This is a genomic window from Celeribacter baekdonensis, from assembly GCF_900102315.1.
Lineage (GTDB): Bacteria > Pseudomonadota > Alphaproteobacteria > Rhodobacterales > Rhodobacteraceae > Celeribacter > Celeribacter baekdonensis.
On record NZ_FNBL01000001.1, the window covers coordinates 127,863 to 142,123 of the forward strand.

Annotated in this window: 17 protein-coding genes and 1 tRNA gene; 9 read left to right on the top strand and 9 right to left on the bottom strand. The window is 56.7% G+C overall.

Annotated elements, in window-relative coordinates; all coding sequences use genetic code 11:
- Nucleotides 1–52: 52 nt before the first annotated feature.
- The 5 genes from BLT54_RS00595 to BLT54_RS00615 form a co-directional block, all read right to left on the bottom strand.
- On the bottom strand, nucleotides 53–775 hold the full coding sequence (locus BLT54_RS00595; RefSeq protein ID WP_074640060.1) for an amino acid ABC transporter ATP-binding protein: 723 nt from the start codon (nucleotides 773–775) through the stop codon (nucleotides 53–55).
- Entirely contained in the window at nucleotides 772–1,425 is a 654-nt protein-coding gene (locus BLT54_RS00600) for an amino acid ABC transporter permease (protein ID WP_074640062.1), read from the bottom strand. The genes BLT54_RS00595 and BLT54_RS00600 overlap by 4 nt, the downstream gene beginning before the upstream one ends.
- Nucleotides 1,422–2,096: an amino acid ABC transporter permease gene (locus BLT54_RS00605; RefSeq protein ID WP_074640064.1), complete on the bottom strand. Its 675-nt coding sequence runs from the start codon at nucleotides 2,094–2,096 to the stop codon at nucleotides 1,422–1,424. Before BLT54_RS00605 ends, BLT54_RS00600 begins: the two co-directional genes overlap by 4 nt.
- 69 nt (nucleotides 2,097–2,165) lie before the next feature.
- Nucleotides 2,166–2,993 (bottom strand): transporter substrate-binding domain-containing protein, encoded by an 828-nt coding sequence (locus BLT54_RS00610; RefSeq protein WP_074640065.1) that lies wholly within the window; start codon nucleotides 2,991–2,993, stop codon nucleotides 2,166–2,168.
- A 369-nt stretch (nucleotides 2,994–3,362) separates the two neighbouring features.
- Nucleotides 3,363–3,647, bottom strand: a complete 285-nt coding sequence (locus BLT54_RS00615) for a hypothetical protein (protein WP_074640067.1) — start codon at nucleotides 3,645–3,647, stop codon at nucleotides 3,363–3,365.
- A 114-nt stretch (nucleotides 3,648–3,761) separates the two neighbouring features.
- Here BLT54_RS00615 and BLT54_RS00620 point away from each other — a divergent pair, with 114 nt between their 5' ends.
- Nucleotides 3,762–4,337 carry a hypothetical protein gene (locus tag BLT54_RS00620; protein WP_074640069.1) on the top strand — a complete coding sequence of 192 codons (576 nt, stop codon included), beginning with the start codon at nucleotides 3,762–3,764 and terminating at the stop codon, nucleotides 4,335–4,337.
- A 157-nt stretch (nucleotides 4,338–4,494) separates the two neighbouring features.
- Here the strand turns inward: BLT54_RS00620 and BLT54_RS00625 are convergent.
- Nucleotides 4,495–4,581: transfer RNA gene (locus BLT54_RS00625), tRNA-Leu, on the bottom strand.
- Nucleotides 4,582–4,658: 77 nt separating this feature from the next.
- Nucleotides 4,659–5,510 (bottom strand): KPN_02809 family neutral zinc metallopeptidase, encoded by an 852-nt coding sequence (gene ypfJ / locus BLT54_RS00630; protein WP_074640071.1) that lies wholly within the window; start codon nucleotides 5,508–5,510, stop codon nucleotides 4,659–4,661.
- A gap of 141 nt (nucleotides 5,511–5,651) precedes the next feature.
- Here ypfJ and BLT54_RS00635 point away from each other — a divergent pair, with 141 nt between their 5' ends.
- The 3 genes from BLT54_RS00635 (at nucleotide 5,652) to BLT54_RS00645 (ending at nucleotide 7,052) form a co-directional block, all read left to right on the top strand.
- Nucleotides 5,652–6,230, top strand: coding sequence for a YqaA family protein (locus BLT54_RS00635; protein ID WP_074640074.1), 579 nt, complete (start codon nucleotides 5,652–5,654; stop codon nucleotides 6,228–6,230).
- On the top strand, nucleotides 6,227–6,718 hold the full coding sequence (locus BLT54_RS00640) for a disulfide bond formation protein B (RefSeq protein WP_074640076.1): 492 nt from the start codon (nucleotides 6,227–6,229) through the stop codon (nucleotides 6,716–6,718). The genes BLT54_RS00635 and BLT54_RS00640 overlap by 4 nt, the downstream gene beginning before the upstream one ends.
- 142 nt (nucleotides 6,719–6,860) lie before the next feature.
- A complete protein-coding gene (locus tag BLT54_RS00645; RefSeq protein WP_074640078.1) occupies nucleotides 6,861–7,052 on the top strand; it encodes a hypothetical protein in 192 nt (63 codons plus the stop codon).
- 49 nt (nucleotides 7,053–7,101) lie between these two features.
- On the opposite strand, the gene BLT54_RS00650 is transcribed toward BLT54_RS00645, so the two are convergent.
- Nucleotides 7,102–7,389 carry an usg protein gene (locus tag BLT54_RS00650; protein ID WP_009571902.1) on the bottom strand — a complete coding sequence of 96 codons (288 nt, stop codon included), beginning with the start codon at nucleotides 7,387–7,389 and terminating at the stop codon, nucleotides 7,102–7,104.
- A 249-nt stretch (nucleotides 7,390–7,638) separates the two neighbouring features.
- On the opposite strand from BLT54_RS00650, the gene gyrA reads away from it, so the two are divergent.
- From gyrA to gluQRS, 4 genes are all read left to right on the top strand, one after another.
- On the top strand, nucleotides 7,639–10,383 hold the full coding sequence (gyrA, locus tag BLT54_RS00655) for a DNA gyrase subunit A (RefSeq protein ID WP_176832796.1): 2,745 nt from the start codon (nucleotides 7,639–7,641) through the stop codon (nucleotides 10,381–10,383).
- Nucleotides 10,384–10,837: 454 nt separating this feature from the next.
- Nucleotides 10,838–12,187 (top strand): methylenetetrahydrofolate--tRNA-(uracil(54)-C(5))-methyltransferase (FADH(2)-oxidizing) TrmFO, encoded by a 1,350-nt coding sequence (gene trmFO / locus BLT54_RS00660; protein ID WP_074640080.1) that lies wholly within the window; start codon nucleotides 10,838–10,840, stop codon nucleotides 12,185–12,187.
- A 10-nt stretch (nucleotides 12,188–12,197) separates the two neighbouring features.
- Nucleotides 12,198–12,401, top strand: a complete 204-nt coding sequence (locus BLT54_RS00665; RefSeq protein WP_074640082.1) for a hypothetical protein — start codon at nucleotides 12,198–12,200, stop codon at nucleotides 12,399–12,401.
- Nucleotides 12,401–13,270: a tRNA glutamyl-Q(34) synthetase GluQRS gene (gene gluQRS, locus BLT54_RS00670; RefSeq protein WP_074640084.1), complete on the top strand. Its 870-nt coding sequence runs from the start codon at nucleotides 12,401–12,403 to the stop codon at nucleotides 13,268–13,270. The genes BLT54_RS00665 and gluQRS overlap by 1 nt, the downstream gene beginning before the upstream one ends.
- Nucleotides 13,271–13,298: 28 nt before the next feature.
- Here the strand turns inward: gluQRS and hisI are convergent, their stop codons facing one another.
- Nucleotides 13,299–13,658, bottom strand: coding sequence for a phosphoribosyl-AMP cyclohydrolase (hisI, locus tag BLT54_RS00675; RefSeq protein WP_074640086.1), 360 nt, complete (start codon nucleotides 13,656–13,658; stop codon nucleotides 13,299–13,301).
- Between the two features lie 64 nt (nucleotides 13,659–13,722).
- Between hisI and BLT54_RS00680 the strand changes: the two genes are divergently transcribed.
- Nucleotides 13,723–14,190, top strand: a complete 468-nt coding sequence (locus BLT54_RS00680; protein ID WP_074640088.1) for an iron-sulfur cluster assembly scaffold protein — start codon at nucleotides 13,723–13,725, stop codon at nucleotides 14,188–14,190.
- The last annotated feature ends 71 nt before the right edge of the window (nucleotides 14,191–14,261 follow it).

Genomic DNA, 14,261 nt, shown 5'->3' on the forward strand with positions numbered 1-14,261 from the left:
CGCCGCTCCAATGTGAGGAACGGCGGTTCTTTGGCTGTGTGATCTGATAGAATTAGCCGATGGTCGAGAGGAACCGTTGCAGATCGGGGTCTTGCGGATTGTTCATCACATCTTCCGGCGCACCGATTTCGGCCAGAACGCCTTTTTTGAAAAAGGCAACGCGATCAGAGACATCACGGGCAAAGCTCATCTCATGAGTGACGACGATCATCGTCATGCCCTCAGAGGCCAGAAGCCGCATGATGTCGAGCACTTCGCCAACAAGCTCCGGGTCAAGCGCCGAGGTGGCCTCGTCAAACAACATATAGGTCGGTTCCATCGCCAGCGCGCGGGCAATCGCCAGACGCTGTTGCTGACCGCCCGAAAGCTGCGACGGATAGTGGTTGAGCTTGTCGCCCAGACCAACGTGTTTGAGTTGCTTGGCGGCGATCTCTTGCGCGTCTTTGCGGCTGAATTTCGACACCACACGCGGCGCGAGGGCAACATTTTCCAGCGCGGTCAGATGCGGGAACGAGTTCCATTGCTGAAACACCGTGCCCAATTTCTGGCGCAGCTTGTTGATGTCGGTGCCCTTGGCATGCACCTCCACCCCATCGACGGTGACCTTGCCGCCATCAATGGTTTCGAGCGCGTTGATACAATAGAGCAGCGTCGATTTGCCCGAGCCAGACGCGCCGATCAGCGAGACGACCTCGCCGTTGTCCACGGTCAGGTTGATGCCTTTGAGAACTTCCAGAGGGCCAAAGGATTTGTGCAGGTTTTCCAGTACGATCATGATTTTTGCCTCTGTTCGTAACGTGCGCCCAATCGCGACAGCGGGTAGGAGATGATAAAGTAGATCAGGCCGACCAGCAGCATGATTTTGACCGACTCTTGGGTGCGGGTGTTGAGGATTTGCGAGGCGCGCAGCAATTCGACATAGCCGATGGCCGAGACCAGAGCGGAGTCTTTGATGGTCGCCAGTGCGACACCAAGCCAGGACGGAAACGCCGTGCGCAGGCCCACGGGCGTGGTCACATGGCGCATTTCCTGCCAATAACTCATCCCCAAACACCGCGCGGCGGCACGTAGACCCGCAGGCACAGAGTCGATGCCCGAGTGTACAACCACAGCCACAAGCGAGGCGGTGTAGATGATCAACACGATCGTGCCCGACCAAAATGCCGGCAATGGAAAGCCCGCAATTGCCACGAAACTGTCAAACAGGATCAATTGGATCAGCAAAGGCACCGAGCGGAACACATCCAGCACGGCCATGACCGCAAAGGTGATCAGCTTGTTGTTCAGCGACATCAGCCAGCCGAAGACCATGCCCAACAATGTGCCCAAAAGGATGGAGACGACAGAGATTTGAACGGTTTTCCAAGCCCCTTCCAGCAGGAAGATCAGATCGCTCCATTGAAGCGTGGTAAAGACATCCGTCATGACTTTGCCCTTTCCGCTTTGAACAAGGGCCGTCCAAGAAGGGCCATCAACAGAAGCGCCATTTTCGCGATCAGATAGTAGATCACGGCTGTGGCGGCGAAGAATTCAAAAGTGCGGAAGGTGCGCGAGTTGAAATATTGCGTCTCGCCCGACAATTCACGCAGACCCGCCAACATCCCCAGAGAGGAGGCCAGAATGACCCAGGTGAACTGGTTCGTCATCGGCCCGTAAATGGCGCGCAACACTTGCGGCAACACCACATAGCGCATGGATTGAAACCGGGTCATGCCCAGCGTGCGCGCGGCCTTGTCCTGACCGGCGTTCACGGCATTAAAGCCACCGCGATAGGTCTCGGCCATATACCCCGCGCAATTGAAGGTCAGCGCGGCAACGACCGCCGTATAGGAGCTGAGAAAAATCCCGAACTCGCCAAGTCCCCAATAGAACACGAAAATTTGGAACAGCGAAGGCGTGTTGCGCGCAATTTCGACCCAGGTGGAGCCAAACCCGCGCAGAACGCGCAGTTGGCTGGCCCGAAAGAAATAGAGCACAAGGCCGATCATCAGGCCAAGTGCCATCGCGATAAGAGAGACCTGAAGTGTGACCAGAGAGGCTTTCAGAAGATCGGGAAGAGCCTGAATAACTGGTCGCCAGTGGAATTGATAATCCATCCAAATGACCCATAAGTTGGACGGCGACAGGGGGTGCCTGCCGCCGCCAAGGTTAAACGTACTCAGGGTTTAATAATAAACGCCAACGGTCGTCAGGTCAGGCATTTCGCCACCGATATGTGTCTCATAGAGATCACCGAGCGTGCCGTCGCGATAGGCGTGATTGATGTAGAGGTTGAGGTAGTTGATCCAGCCAAATTCGTTTCGCTGGGTCATAAAGCCGACGATATCCGCACCAAAGGGGGCCACGGGACCGGCTTTGAGGTTGGAAAAGCTATCCGATTGCAGAATGTTGGCGATGGCGGTGTCTGTGGCGATCCCGGCTTCGACGCGGCCTTGGGACACGGCGAGGTAGGTGTCGTTTTCGGCTTGGAAGGTGGTGATCTTGCCTTTGCCGTCCGGCCAATTGGCGGCGCTGTAATCGGTCAGTTCGGATTCATAGGTCGTACCAACCGCGACACCGACATTGGCGTCTTTCAACTGGTCCCATTCGGTGATCTCGGAATCCGCGGGCAGCAGGGATTGGAACTGGAACACCATATAGGGGATGGAGAAACCCACGGTCTGGGCGCGTTCAAGCGAGTCCGAAGAGGAGGCAATCGCCACATCGGTGCGGCCAGAGATCAGCGACGGAATACGTTCGGCCCAGGTAACGCCCACGACTTCGGCATCAACGCCCATGCGGCTTGCGAGATCTTTACAGATGTCGACATCCATGCCGGCCGGTTCGTTGTTGGCGTCACGGTAGCCCATGGGCGGGAAGTCGAGTACAACGGCGCAGCGCAGCTTGCCCGAGCCCAAAACGTCATCGAGTTTATCGGCGGCGGCTGGCGTGGCCAAAGTGGCGCCCAAAAGGGCCAAAGCGCCAAATGCGCCGAGAACTGTGGTGTTTTTCATGAGAGATCCCTGAAGTTTTGTTTGGTTATAAAGCCAGAATACAGGAGTGATTGCAGTCATATTACCCTAAAGGCGCGACCTTGTGGTCAATATGACTGAATTGAAGGTCAAATCTGGGCAATAGTATCACCCCAACCCCCAAAGTCTCGATTCGCAGCTCACTGAACTCAGCCTAACGCCCGTGGCTCGGTTTGGGAACCTTTGGCCTTTTATGGCGAAGAGGTTCATCCTGTTTGGTCAACACTATGGTTGTCGAACACGTTCTGTGTCGCAACATCAAAGGCTTTCCCCGATGAAAAAGACTCCCGACAGGAAAAACACAACGACATTGCTCACAAGCAAAGCCGCACCAAAGAAAATATAGGCGATTCATGTCATCGTGGTGCGAGAGACCGACCTTGCTCGCAGCGATAGAAACAGCGTAACAAGGGTAAACAGCGCGACAAAGACATAGTCCAAGGTCCCGCCCGCACTTTGGCTGAGGGGCGCAAAGGGCCAATAGATATTGCTGTGAAACAGCCCCGTGTAGACAAACGTTGTCACCACCAACGCTACGCTTTGAATTCCCCAAATCGCGATAAAACGCCCTACTCCCTTAAAAAACACAACACTCACCTCTTTCCTCTCAATATTCTTTGGATCAAGAACATCCATCTAAAATTCTTTTTGGTTCTGCTTAAAGAGGTCGCCTATCCAACCCCTGCGCGTTGCTGGTATCATTTCAATAGCCCCTGAGGCGGCCCAAAAATCGACGGACATTATAGACTGATGGATACCGAAACGCGTTTGAACTACATTTGGCAGGCCCGCAAATCTGATCGGGACATTCCCAAGGAAGACAGGGCTTTGGTCCATGACATGTTCTGGGGAGACTTCGAGCACCAATTTGACGCTGGCGTATACGCTTATGCCTTGCTGTTTGATTGTGACGATAAGGGGCTGCAACGCTACCGAACGGCATTCGCATATTTTCGCGAGAATGACTTTTTCGATGAGAGAGCGGCTGCCGTGATCACGGCTGTCTGTAATTACTGGCATTCGGCAAGTTATCTTGAACTGGAGCTCAGAGCCATTCTGCAGGAATGGCCTTGGGAGGAAGAAGATAACGTCTGCATCCGGGCGATGAGCTATTTCTCAGGATTAACCTTTGAGACTAAGTCGCAAGAGAGATTGGAGTATTTGAAAAAAGTTGCATTTGAGCGGTTTGATAACGCTGATTGGTCCGAAGAGCTTGTGTTGAAAGAAACGATCATTGATGCATGTTATGGTATACGAGCCTACCGTCGCGATTTATGCGAGACTATTCATACCAAGGAAGATCTGCTCGGGTTTGAGTTTCAATAGGATGCGACCCGCCTTGTTGCACATAAGTTACAACAGCACCAAGTGAGCACTCAATAGTAAAGCTTTGTTTTGGGAGTAATCCAGAGCAATTCTCTGGTGACCAACTGGTGACCAACTGGCGGCTAAAAGAGGACTTGGTAGTCACCTCTTTTAATAATGGTACCCGTGGGCGGACTCGAACCGCCAAGCCTGTTACAGCGGGGGATTTTGAATCCCCTGTGTCTACCAATTCCACCACACGGGCAAAAGTCCCGCGCACATCGGCGCGGTAAAGGGCATTTATCGAAGCTCGCGGGCGACGACAAGAGGGATTTGTCAGATTTATAACCGATCCGCAGAAAAAGTGTCACAAGAGGCCAAATCCCCGGTTTTATAACCGGTCGCAAACCAGGTTTGGCGCTGCTCGGAGGTGCCATGAGTAAAGGTGTGCGGCTGCGGCACGCGTCCGGCGTTCTTTTGCAACGTGTCATCGCCGATTTGTTTGGCCGCATTCAACGCCTCGCGAATGTCGCCATGCTCAATCGACCCAAAGGCCTCATCGGCCTTTTTCGCCCAAATCCCTGAATAACAATCGGCCTGAAGTTCGATCATCACCGAGACGGCGTTGCTTTTGTCCTCCTTGACCTGCGCGCGGTAGGCATTGGCCTGGCCCAAAATGCCCAATTCGTTTTGGACATGATGCGCCACTTCATGCGCGACCACGTAAGCGGCGGCAAAATCGCCCTTCGCGCCCAGTGTGCGGCTCATCGTGGTGAAGAAATCGGTGTCGAGGTAGACTTTTTGATCCGAAGGGCAATAAAACGGCCCGGTCGCCCCCGAAGCCGAGCCGCAGGGGCTTTGGGTCACGCCCTTATAGAGCACCAGAATCGGCGGTTGATAGCGCGCGTTCAATTGATCGGCAAAGACTCCGGTCCAAATCTCTTCGGTGTCGGCCAGGGTGACGGAGACGAATTGCGCCGCCTCTTCATCGGCGGCGGTGATTTGGGTGGTCTGGGTTTGGGTGCTGATGCCCCCTGCCCCTTCGAGCAGCGGCGTGACGTCGATGCCGAGGAAATAGCCGATCACCACAACCGCGATCAGGCCCAAGCCGCCGATCCCGCCCACGGCCTTGCCGCCGCTCATGGACCGCCGATCCTCAATGTTGCGCGACCCGCGCCGACCTTGCCATTTCATCACTCACCCTCGGCCAAAATCAAAACTGTGCTCACAATAACGTCACCCATCACGCCGACAAGCCGAAAGCACCCGGCATATGCTTGACCCTTGGAGAAGAATGGGGCCTATAGACCGAGAACAAGCGGGGATTTTCGGCGCATGCTAAAGCGGTTGTACAATTGGACGATGTCCTTGGCGGAAAGTCCGCATGCGCTTTGGGCCTTGGCGGTTGTCGCCTTTGTGGAAAGCTCGGTCTTTCCGATCCCGCCAGACATTTTGATGATTCCGCTGATCGTGGCGCGCCCGAAGGATGCGTTCAAAATCGCCGGAATCGCCACTTTGGCCTCTGTTTTGGGCGGGATGTTGGGCTATTGGATCGGCTTTGGCGCGTTTGAAACCATTGGTCGCCCGGTGTTGGAATTCTATGGCAAAGACGCCTATTTCGACGAATTCGCCGTCAAATATAATGAATGGGGCGCCTGGGCCGTGTTGATCGCGGGGGTCACGCCCTTCCCCTATAAGGTGATCACCATCTTGTCGGGCACCACGCAACTGTCCTTGCCGGTGTTCATCGTCGCCTCGATTGCCGCGCGTTCGATCCGGTTTTTCGTCGTCGCCGCCCTGTTGTGGAAATTTGGCGATCCGATCCGCGACTTTATCGAACGCCGGTTGGGACTGGTGTTCACCGTGCTCATCCTCTTGCTTGTGGGCGGCTTTTACGCCGTGAAATTTCTATGACAGCTTTGATTTCTCGTCTCACCCGCCTGCATTTGGCCCTTTTGGCCACGCTGGGATCGCTGTCGATCCTTTTGGGGGCGTTTGTATTTCAGGCCATGGGCTATGCGCCCTGCGCGATGTGCCTGTGGCAACGCTGGCCCCATGCCATCGTCATTGTCATCGGCGCGCTGTTTCTGGCGACCCGCCTGCGGCTTTTGCTGGTTTTGGGCGCGCTGGTGATGGTGGTCTCCTCTGGCCTTGGTCTGTTTCACGCCGGTGTCGAACAGGGCTGGTGGCCCGGCCCAAGCTCCTGCACCTCCTCTGGCCCAGGCCTGTCTGGCCTCTCCGGCATGGATCTTTTGCCCTCTGCGGGGGCGGCGAAACTTGTTCTGTGTGACGAGATCGTTTGGGACACATGGGGCCTTGGCATCACCATGGCGGGCTGGAATTTCTTGTTCTCGCTGGTGTTTGTGGCACTTTGGATCATGGCGTGGACAAGGTCGCGCTGAGCGGAGATCTTGCGCGGCGGCACGTTAAACCCGGCTTTCACGCGGATGCAGTTTTAACCATCCCGCCATTTTTTGTCGAAACCGCGCTCACAAATGTGTTTTCAGGATTGAAATCGCCGGGCTTTGTGCGAATCTTCAGGATATGAAACAAAAGAAACCCACCGCACCCATTGTGGTCCCCTTTCCCACCGCGCGCCGCAGTCGCAAGCGGGTGGGTGGGCCTTTGGCCGATCTGCGCGCCGAGGCGCTGCGGGATCGGTTTCGTCAGGTGTCGGAGGCCTCCTACACCGGCGACGCGACCACACCGCTTAAAAAGCTGTTGAAACGGTTTTGAGCCACGGCGGATCGTGCCCCGCCGCGCGCTTTGCTTTCAGGCATGGCCTTCAATGAATGGTAAATTCGCCGACGCAATTGCGCCATTCGCCCGGTGAGATCAATTTGCGATGGGTGAAACGCACATGGTGCAACGGGCCTTCGATGGTCTCGTGCCAAAACGCGATGAATTTGAACAATTTCGGATAATCCGGCGCAAGATCGTAGAGCTGCCATGAAAACGTATTCAGCACGCTTTGGTGATCCGGCATTCGGTAAGTGAATTCCGCCAAAGTCAGGCCATATCCCGTGAGCATCATCTCGGTGTCACTCATCTGGTTTTGCTGCGCTGTTGCCATCAAGGTCTCTCCTGTTGCTTGGGTGTTTCCTGTACGTTTGCCTCCCTGAGACTCAGTCTGCCTGAAATTGGTTAATTGTCTATAAAAACAATATGTTGTCACTCTTCTGACTTGGCTGCCAAAGGCATCTCATCCGATGGGGTCGTTCGGACAAAATCATCCCCGGTTCCCCCATTGCACCCCACATCCCGTATGATGTAAGATGCCGCATAACATTATATAGATCGCACCAAACAACAGGCGGACACCGTGAGCGACACTCCAGAAACCCCTGAAAACGAAGACGAAACTCCGATTGTGCCGATGGCATGGGACGGGCCGAAGATTTCCATCACCCAGGAGATGAAAAGCTCCTACCTCGATTACGCCATGAGCGTGATCGTCAGCCGCGCGATCCCGGATTTGCGCGACGGGTTGAAACCGGTTCACCGCCGCATCCTGTTTGCGATGCATGAGGCGGGCAACACCCATGACAAATCTTACCGCAAATCGGCGCGGTCCGTCGGCGATACCATGGGGAAATACCACCCGCATGGTGATAGCGCGATCTATGACGCCCTTGTGCGTATGGCGCAGCCGTTTTCGATGTCCCTGCCCTTGCTCGATGGTCAGGGCAACTTTGGTTCGATGGATGGCGATGCCGCCGCGGCGATGCGCTACACCGAAGTGCGGATGGACAAACCGGCCGCCTATCTTTTGGCCGATATTGACAAAGACACCGTCGATTTCACCCTGAACTATGACGGCAAAGACCGCGAGCCGACCGTGCTTCCGGCGCGGTTCCCGAACATGTTGGTCAATGGCGCGGGCGGGATCGCCGTCGGCATGGCCACCAATATCCCGCCGCACAATCTGGGCGAAGTGATCGACGCCACTTTGGCGCTGATCGAAAACCCGGACGTGTCCTCCGAACGGTTGATGGAAATTGTGCCCGCGCCCGATTTCCCGACAGGCGCAATGATCCTGGGCCGTTCTGGCGCGCGCAAAGCCTATCTTGAGGGCCGTGGCTCCGTGGTGATCCGCGCCAAGACCCGCGTCGAAGAGATCCGCAAAGACCGCTACGCCATCGTCGTGGATGAGATCCCCTATCAGGTCAACAAGGCGACGATGATCGAAAAAATCGCCGAGCTGGTGCGTGACAAGCGCGTCGAAGGCATCGCCCATGTCCAAGACGAATCCGACCGTGTCGGTGTGCGGGTTGTGGTCGAGCTGAAACGCGATGCAACGCCGGAGGTGGTGCTGAACCAATTGTTCCGCTTCACCCCGCTGCAAACCTCGTTTGGGTGCAACATGTTGGCGCTCAACGGCGGTCGCCCGGAACAGATGACCCTGCGCCAGTTCTTGGAGCATTTCATCACCTTCCGCGAAGAAGTCGTGGCGCGGCGCACCGCGTTTGAGCTGCGCAAAGCTCGCGACCGCGCCCATATCCTCTGCGGCTTGGCTGTGGCCGTGACCAATGTCGACGAAGTCGTCGCCACCATTCGTTCTTCTGCCGATGCGGCGGAAGCGCGGGCGAAATTGATGGAACGTCGCTGGCCCGCGATGGACATCGCCGATTACATCCGGTTGATCGACGATCCGAGCCATAAGATGAACGACGATGGCACCTATAACCTGTCCGAGACCCAGGCCCGCGCGATCCTTGATCTGCGTCTGCAACGCCTGACCCAGATCGGCGTCAAAGAGGTCACCGACGAGTTGCAAGAGCTCGCCGGCAAGATCAAAGATTTCCTTGCCATCCTCGCTTCGCGCGAACGGATCATGGAGATCATTTCCAACGAGCTGATTGAGGTGAAAACCCTGTTCGCCGTGCCGCGCCGCACCGAGATTGTCGATTGGTCGGGCGATATGGAAGACGAAGATCTGATCGAAAAAGAGGATATGGTGGTCACCATCACCGCCTCCGGTTGGGCCAAACGCACGCCTCTGGCCGATTACCGCGCGCAAAAACGCGGCGGCAAGGGCCTGTCGGGCATGGCCACCAAGGACGAAGACGTGATCACCACGCTGTTTGTCGCCAACACCCACACGCAGCTTTTGTTCTTCACCGATGATGGCATGGCCTATAAGTTGAAAACCTGGCGCTTGCCGCTCGGTGGCCGGACCGCCAAAGGCAAACCGATCGTCAATATCCTGCCGATCCCGACCGGCGTGGGCATTGCGGCGATCATGCCGGTAGATCGCGACGAGTTGGATTGGGATGGGCTTCAGATCGTCTTTGCCACCTCGAAAGGCTCGGTGCGTCGCAACCGCCTGTCTGATTTCACCAATGTGAAATCCAACGGCAAGATCGCGATGAAATTCGAAGGCGAAGAGATCGGCACCCGCCTGATCAACGCCCGGATTTGTGATGAAAATGATGATGTTATGCTGGTGACCTCATCTGGCCGCGCCATTCGTTTCCCGGTCACCGACGTGCGTGTGTTCAACTCGCGCGCCTCGACCGGTGTGCGCGGGATCAAACTGGGCGCCGACGATGAGGTCGTGTCAATGTCGGTGATCAAACACTTTGATGCCGAGTCCTCTGAACGGGTCGCTTACCTCAAAATGCGTCGTCAAATGGCCGGTGCCGATGAGGTTGAGGCCACTGATGAGGATGAGGAAGCCGAAGAAGGCACGATCACCATGGAGCGGTTCGAAGAGATGAAGGCCGCCGAGGAACTGCTTGTGACCATTACACAAAATGGCTCCGGAAAACTCAGTTCTTCGCATGGCTACCCGGTGCGCGGACGCGGCGGCATGGGGGTCACGGCGATGGACAAAGCGATGCGCGGTGGCGCGCTTGTGGCCTCCTTCCCGGTCGGCATCGAGGACCAGATCATGCTGGCCACCTCAAAAGGCCAATCCATCCGCTGCCCGGTCCAAGGCATCTCCTTCCGCTCGCGCTCGGCAGGTGGTGTGAAAGTGTTCAACACCGGCAAAGGCGAAGAAGTCGTATCGGTGGCCTGGATCGCCGAAAGCGATGAGGAAGAGGACGGTGCGGCGGAGGTATAAGGCGCAAAAGCCCCTCACGGCAATGTGAGGACATCGCCCTATCTCCCTCATAGGATAGGCAAAAAGCCGCTCGAACTTACGGTTCTGGCGGCTTTTTCTATGTGATTTTTGCTGAGTGATGTGTGCGTTTTTGCAGCACATGCATGCAAATCACCACATATTTCCACACAGTTTATAAAAGTTAACGCCCCCTCTAAAACGCGTCTGATGAGAGGGTGAGGCGATCTACGGCAATATCAAAGAGTTGGATGTCACCTGCCTGAACGGCGAAGGCATTGACGGGTCCATCCTGCCCAGGATCAAGACGATCAAACCTGCCCACACGTCAGTCTGATGTGTGGGGTTTTTTATCGGTTTTAGGGGGCGCGGGCCGCGCTCCTTGGCCTCAAAGGATCAATGAAATGGCCCCTGCGCCATCTTTCCTTTCTCCCCGCTTTGATCTACATCCCGAAGCATGACAGATAAAACACTTCACATCGTCGGCGGCGGCATGGCCGGGTCCGAAGCGGCATGGCAGGCGGCCCATATGGGCCTCAAAGTCGTGCTTCATGAAATGCGTCCCGAAGTGGGCACATTCGCCCATCACACCGGGAATTTCGGCGAGATGGTCTGTTCCAACTCGTTCCGCTCGGATGATGACGAACAAAACGCCGTGGGCCTGTTGCATTGGGAAATGCGCGCGGCCAATGGCTTGATCATGGCGATGGCGCATAAACACCGATTGCCCGCGGGTGGCGCCTTGGCCGTGGACCGCGATCCCTTTGCCGAGAGCGTCACGGCGGCGCTCAAAGCCCTACCCAATGTCTCTGTCGAATATGGCGAGATCACCGAATTGCCCAGCGAGGGCACTTGGATTTTTGCCACGGGTCCGCTGACCTCGCCCGCGCTTGGCGAAGCGATTGCGCGCGAGACCGGAACCGACCGTTTGGCATTTTTCGACGCCATCGCCCCCATCGTCTATGCCGAGAGCATCAACATGGATGTGGCCTGGATGCAGTCGCGTTATGACAAGGGGGAGACCGAGGAAGAGCAAAAAGCCTATCTCAACTGCCCTATGACCAAAGACCAATATGAGGCCTTTATCGACGCGCTTTTGGCGGCGGAAAAGACCGAGTTCCACGACGGCGAAACAGCCGGGTATTTCGACGGCTGCCTGCCGATCGAGGTCATGGCCGAACGCGGTCGCGAGACGCTTCGGTTCGGTCCGATGAAGCCGATTGGCCTGACCAATGCGCATCAGCCGGATGTCAAACCTTACGCTGTGGTGCAACTGCGCCGCGACAACAAACTCGGCACGCTTTTGAACATCGTCGGCTTTCAGACCAAGATGAAATATGGCGCGCAAACCGCTGTTTTAAAAATGATTCCGGGTTTGGAAAATGCCAGTTTCGCCCGTTTGGGCGGCATTCACCGCAACACGTTTTTGAATTCTCCGACGCTTTTGGATGATCAAATGCGCCTCAAATCCCGGCCCAATATCCGCTTTGCCGGACAGGTCACGGGCGTTGAGGGCTATGTGGAATCCGCCGCCATGGGATTGCTCGCCGGTCGCTTGGCCGCAGCCGAACTTTTGGGCCAAAAGATGACCCCGCCGCCCGGCACCACCGCCATGGGCGCGCTCATTCATCACATCACGGGCGGGGCTGAGGCCAAGAGCTTTCAACCGATGAATGTGAACTTTGGCCTGTTCCCGCCGTTGGACGGGATGCGCGGAGGTCGAAAAGGCCGCAAAGAGCGCTATAAAGGCTATACAGACCGCGCCAAAGACGCGTTCACAGCTTGGTTGGGCGCGGCGGAGGTTTAGGAGGCTTGCCTTGAATTACATCCTCGCGATTTTCTTGCCGCCCCTGTCGATCCTGCTGACGGGGCGGCCCTTTGTGGCCATTTTGACCTTTTTGATCTGGGTGCCTGCGCTGATCTTTTCGGGCGGATTGACCCATCCGATGTTCATCCTTCTGGCATGGATTTTGATTTTTCAAACGCGCGAGGATCGGCGTGATCGCAGGCATCGCCCGTAATGCCCCCTGCGACGCGCTACGTCACCCGGTTTGCCCCAAGCCCCACCGGGCCTTTGCATCTGGGGCATGCCTATTCGGCGCTGACCGCCTATGAGCGCGCGCGGGCGCAGGGCGGGCTGTTCCTGTTGCGCATCGAAGACGGAGACATCACCCGCTGTCGCCCGGAATGGGAGGCCTTGATCTATGCCGATTTGCGCTGGCTCGGCCTGTCCTGGCCTGAACCGGTTTTGCATGTCACGGCACGCGAAGACATCTACGCAAGTGCTTTGAGTCGCTTTGAGGAATTGGGCCTGATCTACCCCTGTTCCTGCACCCGCCGCGACGTGATGAACGCGCTTTCCGCCCCGCAAGAAGGCGCGCCGATGGGGCCGGATGGCGTGATCTATCCCGGCACCTGCCGTCACCGTGCGATGGCATCGTTTCGCCATGGCGAGGCGGTGCGGCTCAATATGCAAAAAGCCGTGGAATATCTGAGGGATGTGACGCGGTTCTCATGGGTGGAAACCGGTCCCGACGCCCCCGGCACCCATCATTTAGATGCCAGAGAGTTGATCCATGGCGTCGGTGACATCGTGCTGGCGCGCAAGGAGATCGGCACCGCCGCCTATCACCTGTCCGTGGTCTTGGATGACGCGCATCAGGGCGTGACCGAGGCCGTGCGCGGCGCGGATTTGAGGGAGGCAACCCAGATCCACCGCCTGTTGCAGGCGCTGTTGGATCTGCCGGAAATCGCCTATCACCACCACGCGTTGATCCGCGATTCCCAAGGCATACGGCTTGCCAAACGCACCGATGCCAAGGCGATTTCGAAGTTTCGCGAAGAGGGGTTATCGCCTAGCGATGTCAAGGCAATGATCGGGTTAAGGTGAGTTATTTCATAGGTTTATGAGGCAAACCTCACGTCATGGGTGGCATCAACTCAACCACATCGCCATCGCGCACCGCGCGGTAAAAACACGACCGGCGATTGGTGTGGCAGGCAGGCCCGGTCTGGGCCACCGTCACAAGGATGCAATCGCTGTCGCAATCATAGCGAAAATCGACCAGCTCCTGCACATGACCCGAGGTCTCGCCCTTGATCCAAAACGCCTGACGCGAGCGCGACCAATAGGTCACCCGCCCCGTCTCCAAGGTTTTTTGCACCGCCGCCTCATTCATCCATGCCATCATCAAAACGTCACCGCTCGCGGCGTCTTGGGCGATGGCCGGGATCAGCCCTTTGTCATCATATTTGAGCGAAGCCGGGTCAAAGCGCATGGCAGGTCCTTTCCATAGGCGGGTCTGTGACCTATCTAAGAGAGCAGTTGATGAAAGGCAAACCATGTCCGCTCAAAGCACCGTCGAACTGGCCAAGCTCTACTCTGGCAAACTCTTGGCTCTGGCCGCCGATATTCCGCTGACCGGGCGCCTTGAGACGCCACAGGCCAGCGTACGCGAGCGCGCGCCGCTCTGTGGCTCGACCGTGACCGTGGATTTGGATGTGGCGGACGGAAAAGTCCTGCGCTTTGCCCAAGACGTGAAAGCCTGTGCGCTGGGTCAGGCGGCAGCATCCGTGCTGGGCGCGCAGGTCATCGGGCGGACCGGAGCCGAACTGTCGCAAGCGCGCGACGAACTTGAGGCGTTTTTGAAACAGAACGGCCCGGTGCCTTCTGCGCCGTTTGATGGGTTTGAGGCACTTTTGCCCGCGCGCGACTATAAAAATCGCCACGCGTCGATCCTTTTGGCGCTCACCGCGGCCAAAAATGCCTTTGAATTGGCCGAAAAGGCTCAGGATTTAACGAACTCGTAAGAGGCGTGGTCCATTGTCCTCTTGCAATTGGAGGCCTCAATGATTCCGAATCCTGACTTTGAAAACGCGAC

Bases quoted from the DNA above. Each gene is read 5' to 3' on its own strand.
- BLT54_RS00610 (WP_074640065.1), bottom strand. From the start codon at position 2,993: ATGAAAAACACCACAGTTCTCGGCGCATTTGGCGCTTTGGCCCTTTTG.
- ypfJ (WP_074640071.1), bottom strand. From the start codon at position 5,510: ATGAAATGGCAAGGTCGGCGCGGGTCGCGCAACATTGAGGATCGGCGG.
- BLT54_RS00645 (WP_074640078.1), top strand. From the start codon at position 6,861: ATGAAACAAAAGAAACCCACCGCACCCATTGTGGTCCCCTTTCCCACC.
- gluQRS (WP_074640084.1), top strand. From the start codon at position 12,401: ATGCCCCCTGCGACGCGCTACGTCACCCGGTTTGCCCCAAGCCCCACC.
- hisI (WP_074640086.1), bottom strand. From the start codon at position 13,658: ATGCGCTTTGACCCGGCTTCGCTCAAATATGATGACAAAGGGCTGATC.
- BLT54_RS00595 (WP_074640060.1), bottom strand. From the start codon at position 775: ATGATCGTACTGGAAAACCTGCACAAATCCTTTGGCCCTCTGGAAGTT.
- BLT54_RS00620 (WP_074640069.1), top strand. From the start codon at position 3,762: ATGGATACCGAAACGCGTTTGAACTACATTTGGCAGGCCCGCAAATCT.
- BLT54_RS00680 (WP_074640088.1), top strand. From the start codon at position 13,723: ATGTCCGCTCAAAGCACCGTCGAACTGGCCAAGCTCTACTCTGGCAAA.
- BLT54_RS00650 (WP_009571902.1), bottom strand. From the start codon at position 7,389: ATGGCAACAGCGCAGCAAAACCAGATGAGTGACACCGAGATGATGCTC.
- BLT54_RS00605 (WP_074640064.1), bottom strand. From the start codon at position 2,096: ATGGATTATCAATTCCACTGGCGACCAGTTATTCAGGCTCTTCCCGAT.
- BLT54_RS00615 (WP_074640067.1), bottom strand. From the start codon at position 3,647: ATGGATGTTCTTGATCCAAAGAATATTGAGAGGAAAGAGGTGAGTGTT.
- BLT54_RS00640 (WP_074640076.1), top strand. From the start codon at position 6,227: ATGACAGCTTTGATTTCTCGTCTCACCCGCCTGCATTTGGCCCTTTTG.
- BLT54_RS00600 (WP_074640062.1), bottom strand. From the start codon at position 1,425: ATGACGGATGTCTTTACCACGCTTCAATGGAGCGATCTGATCTTCCTG.
- trmFO (WP_074640080.1), top strand. From the start codon at position 10,838: ATGACAGATAAAACACTTCACATCGTCGGCGGCGGCATGGCCGGGTCC.
- BLT54_RS00635 (WP_074640074.1), top strand. From the start codon at position 5,652: ATGCTAAAGCGGTTGTACAATTGGACGATGTCCTTGGCGGAAAGTCCG.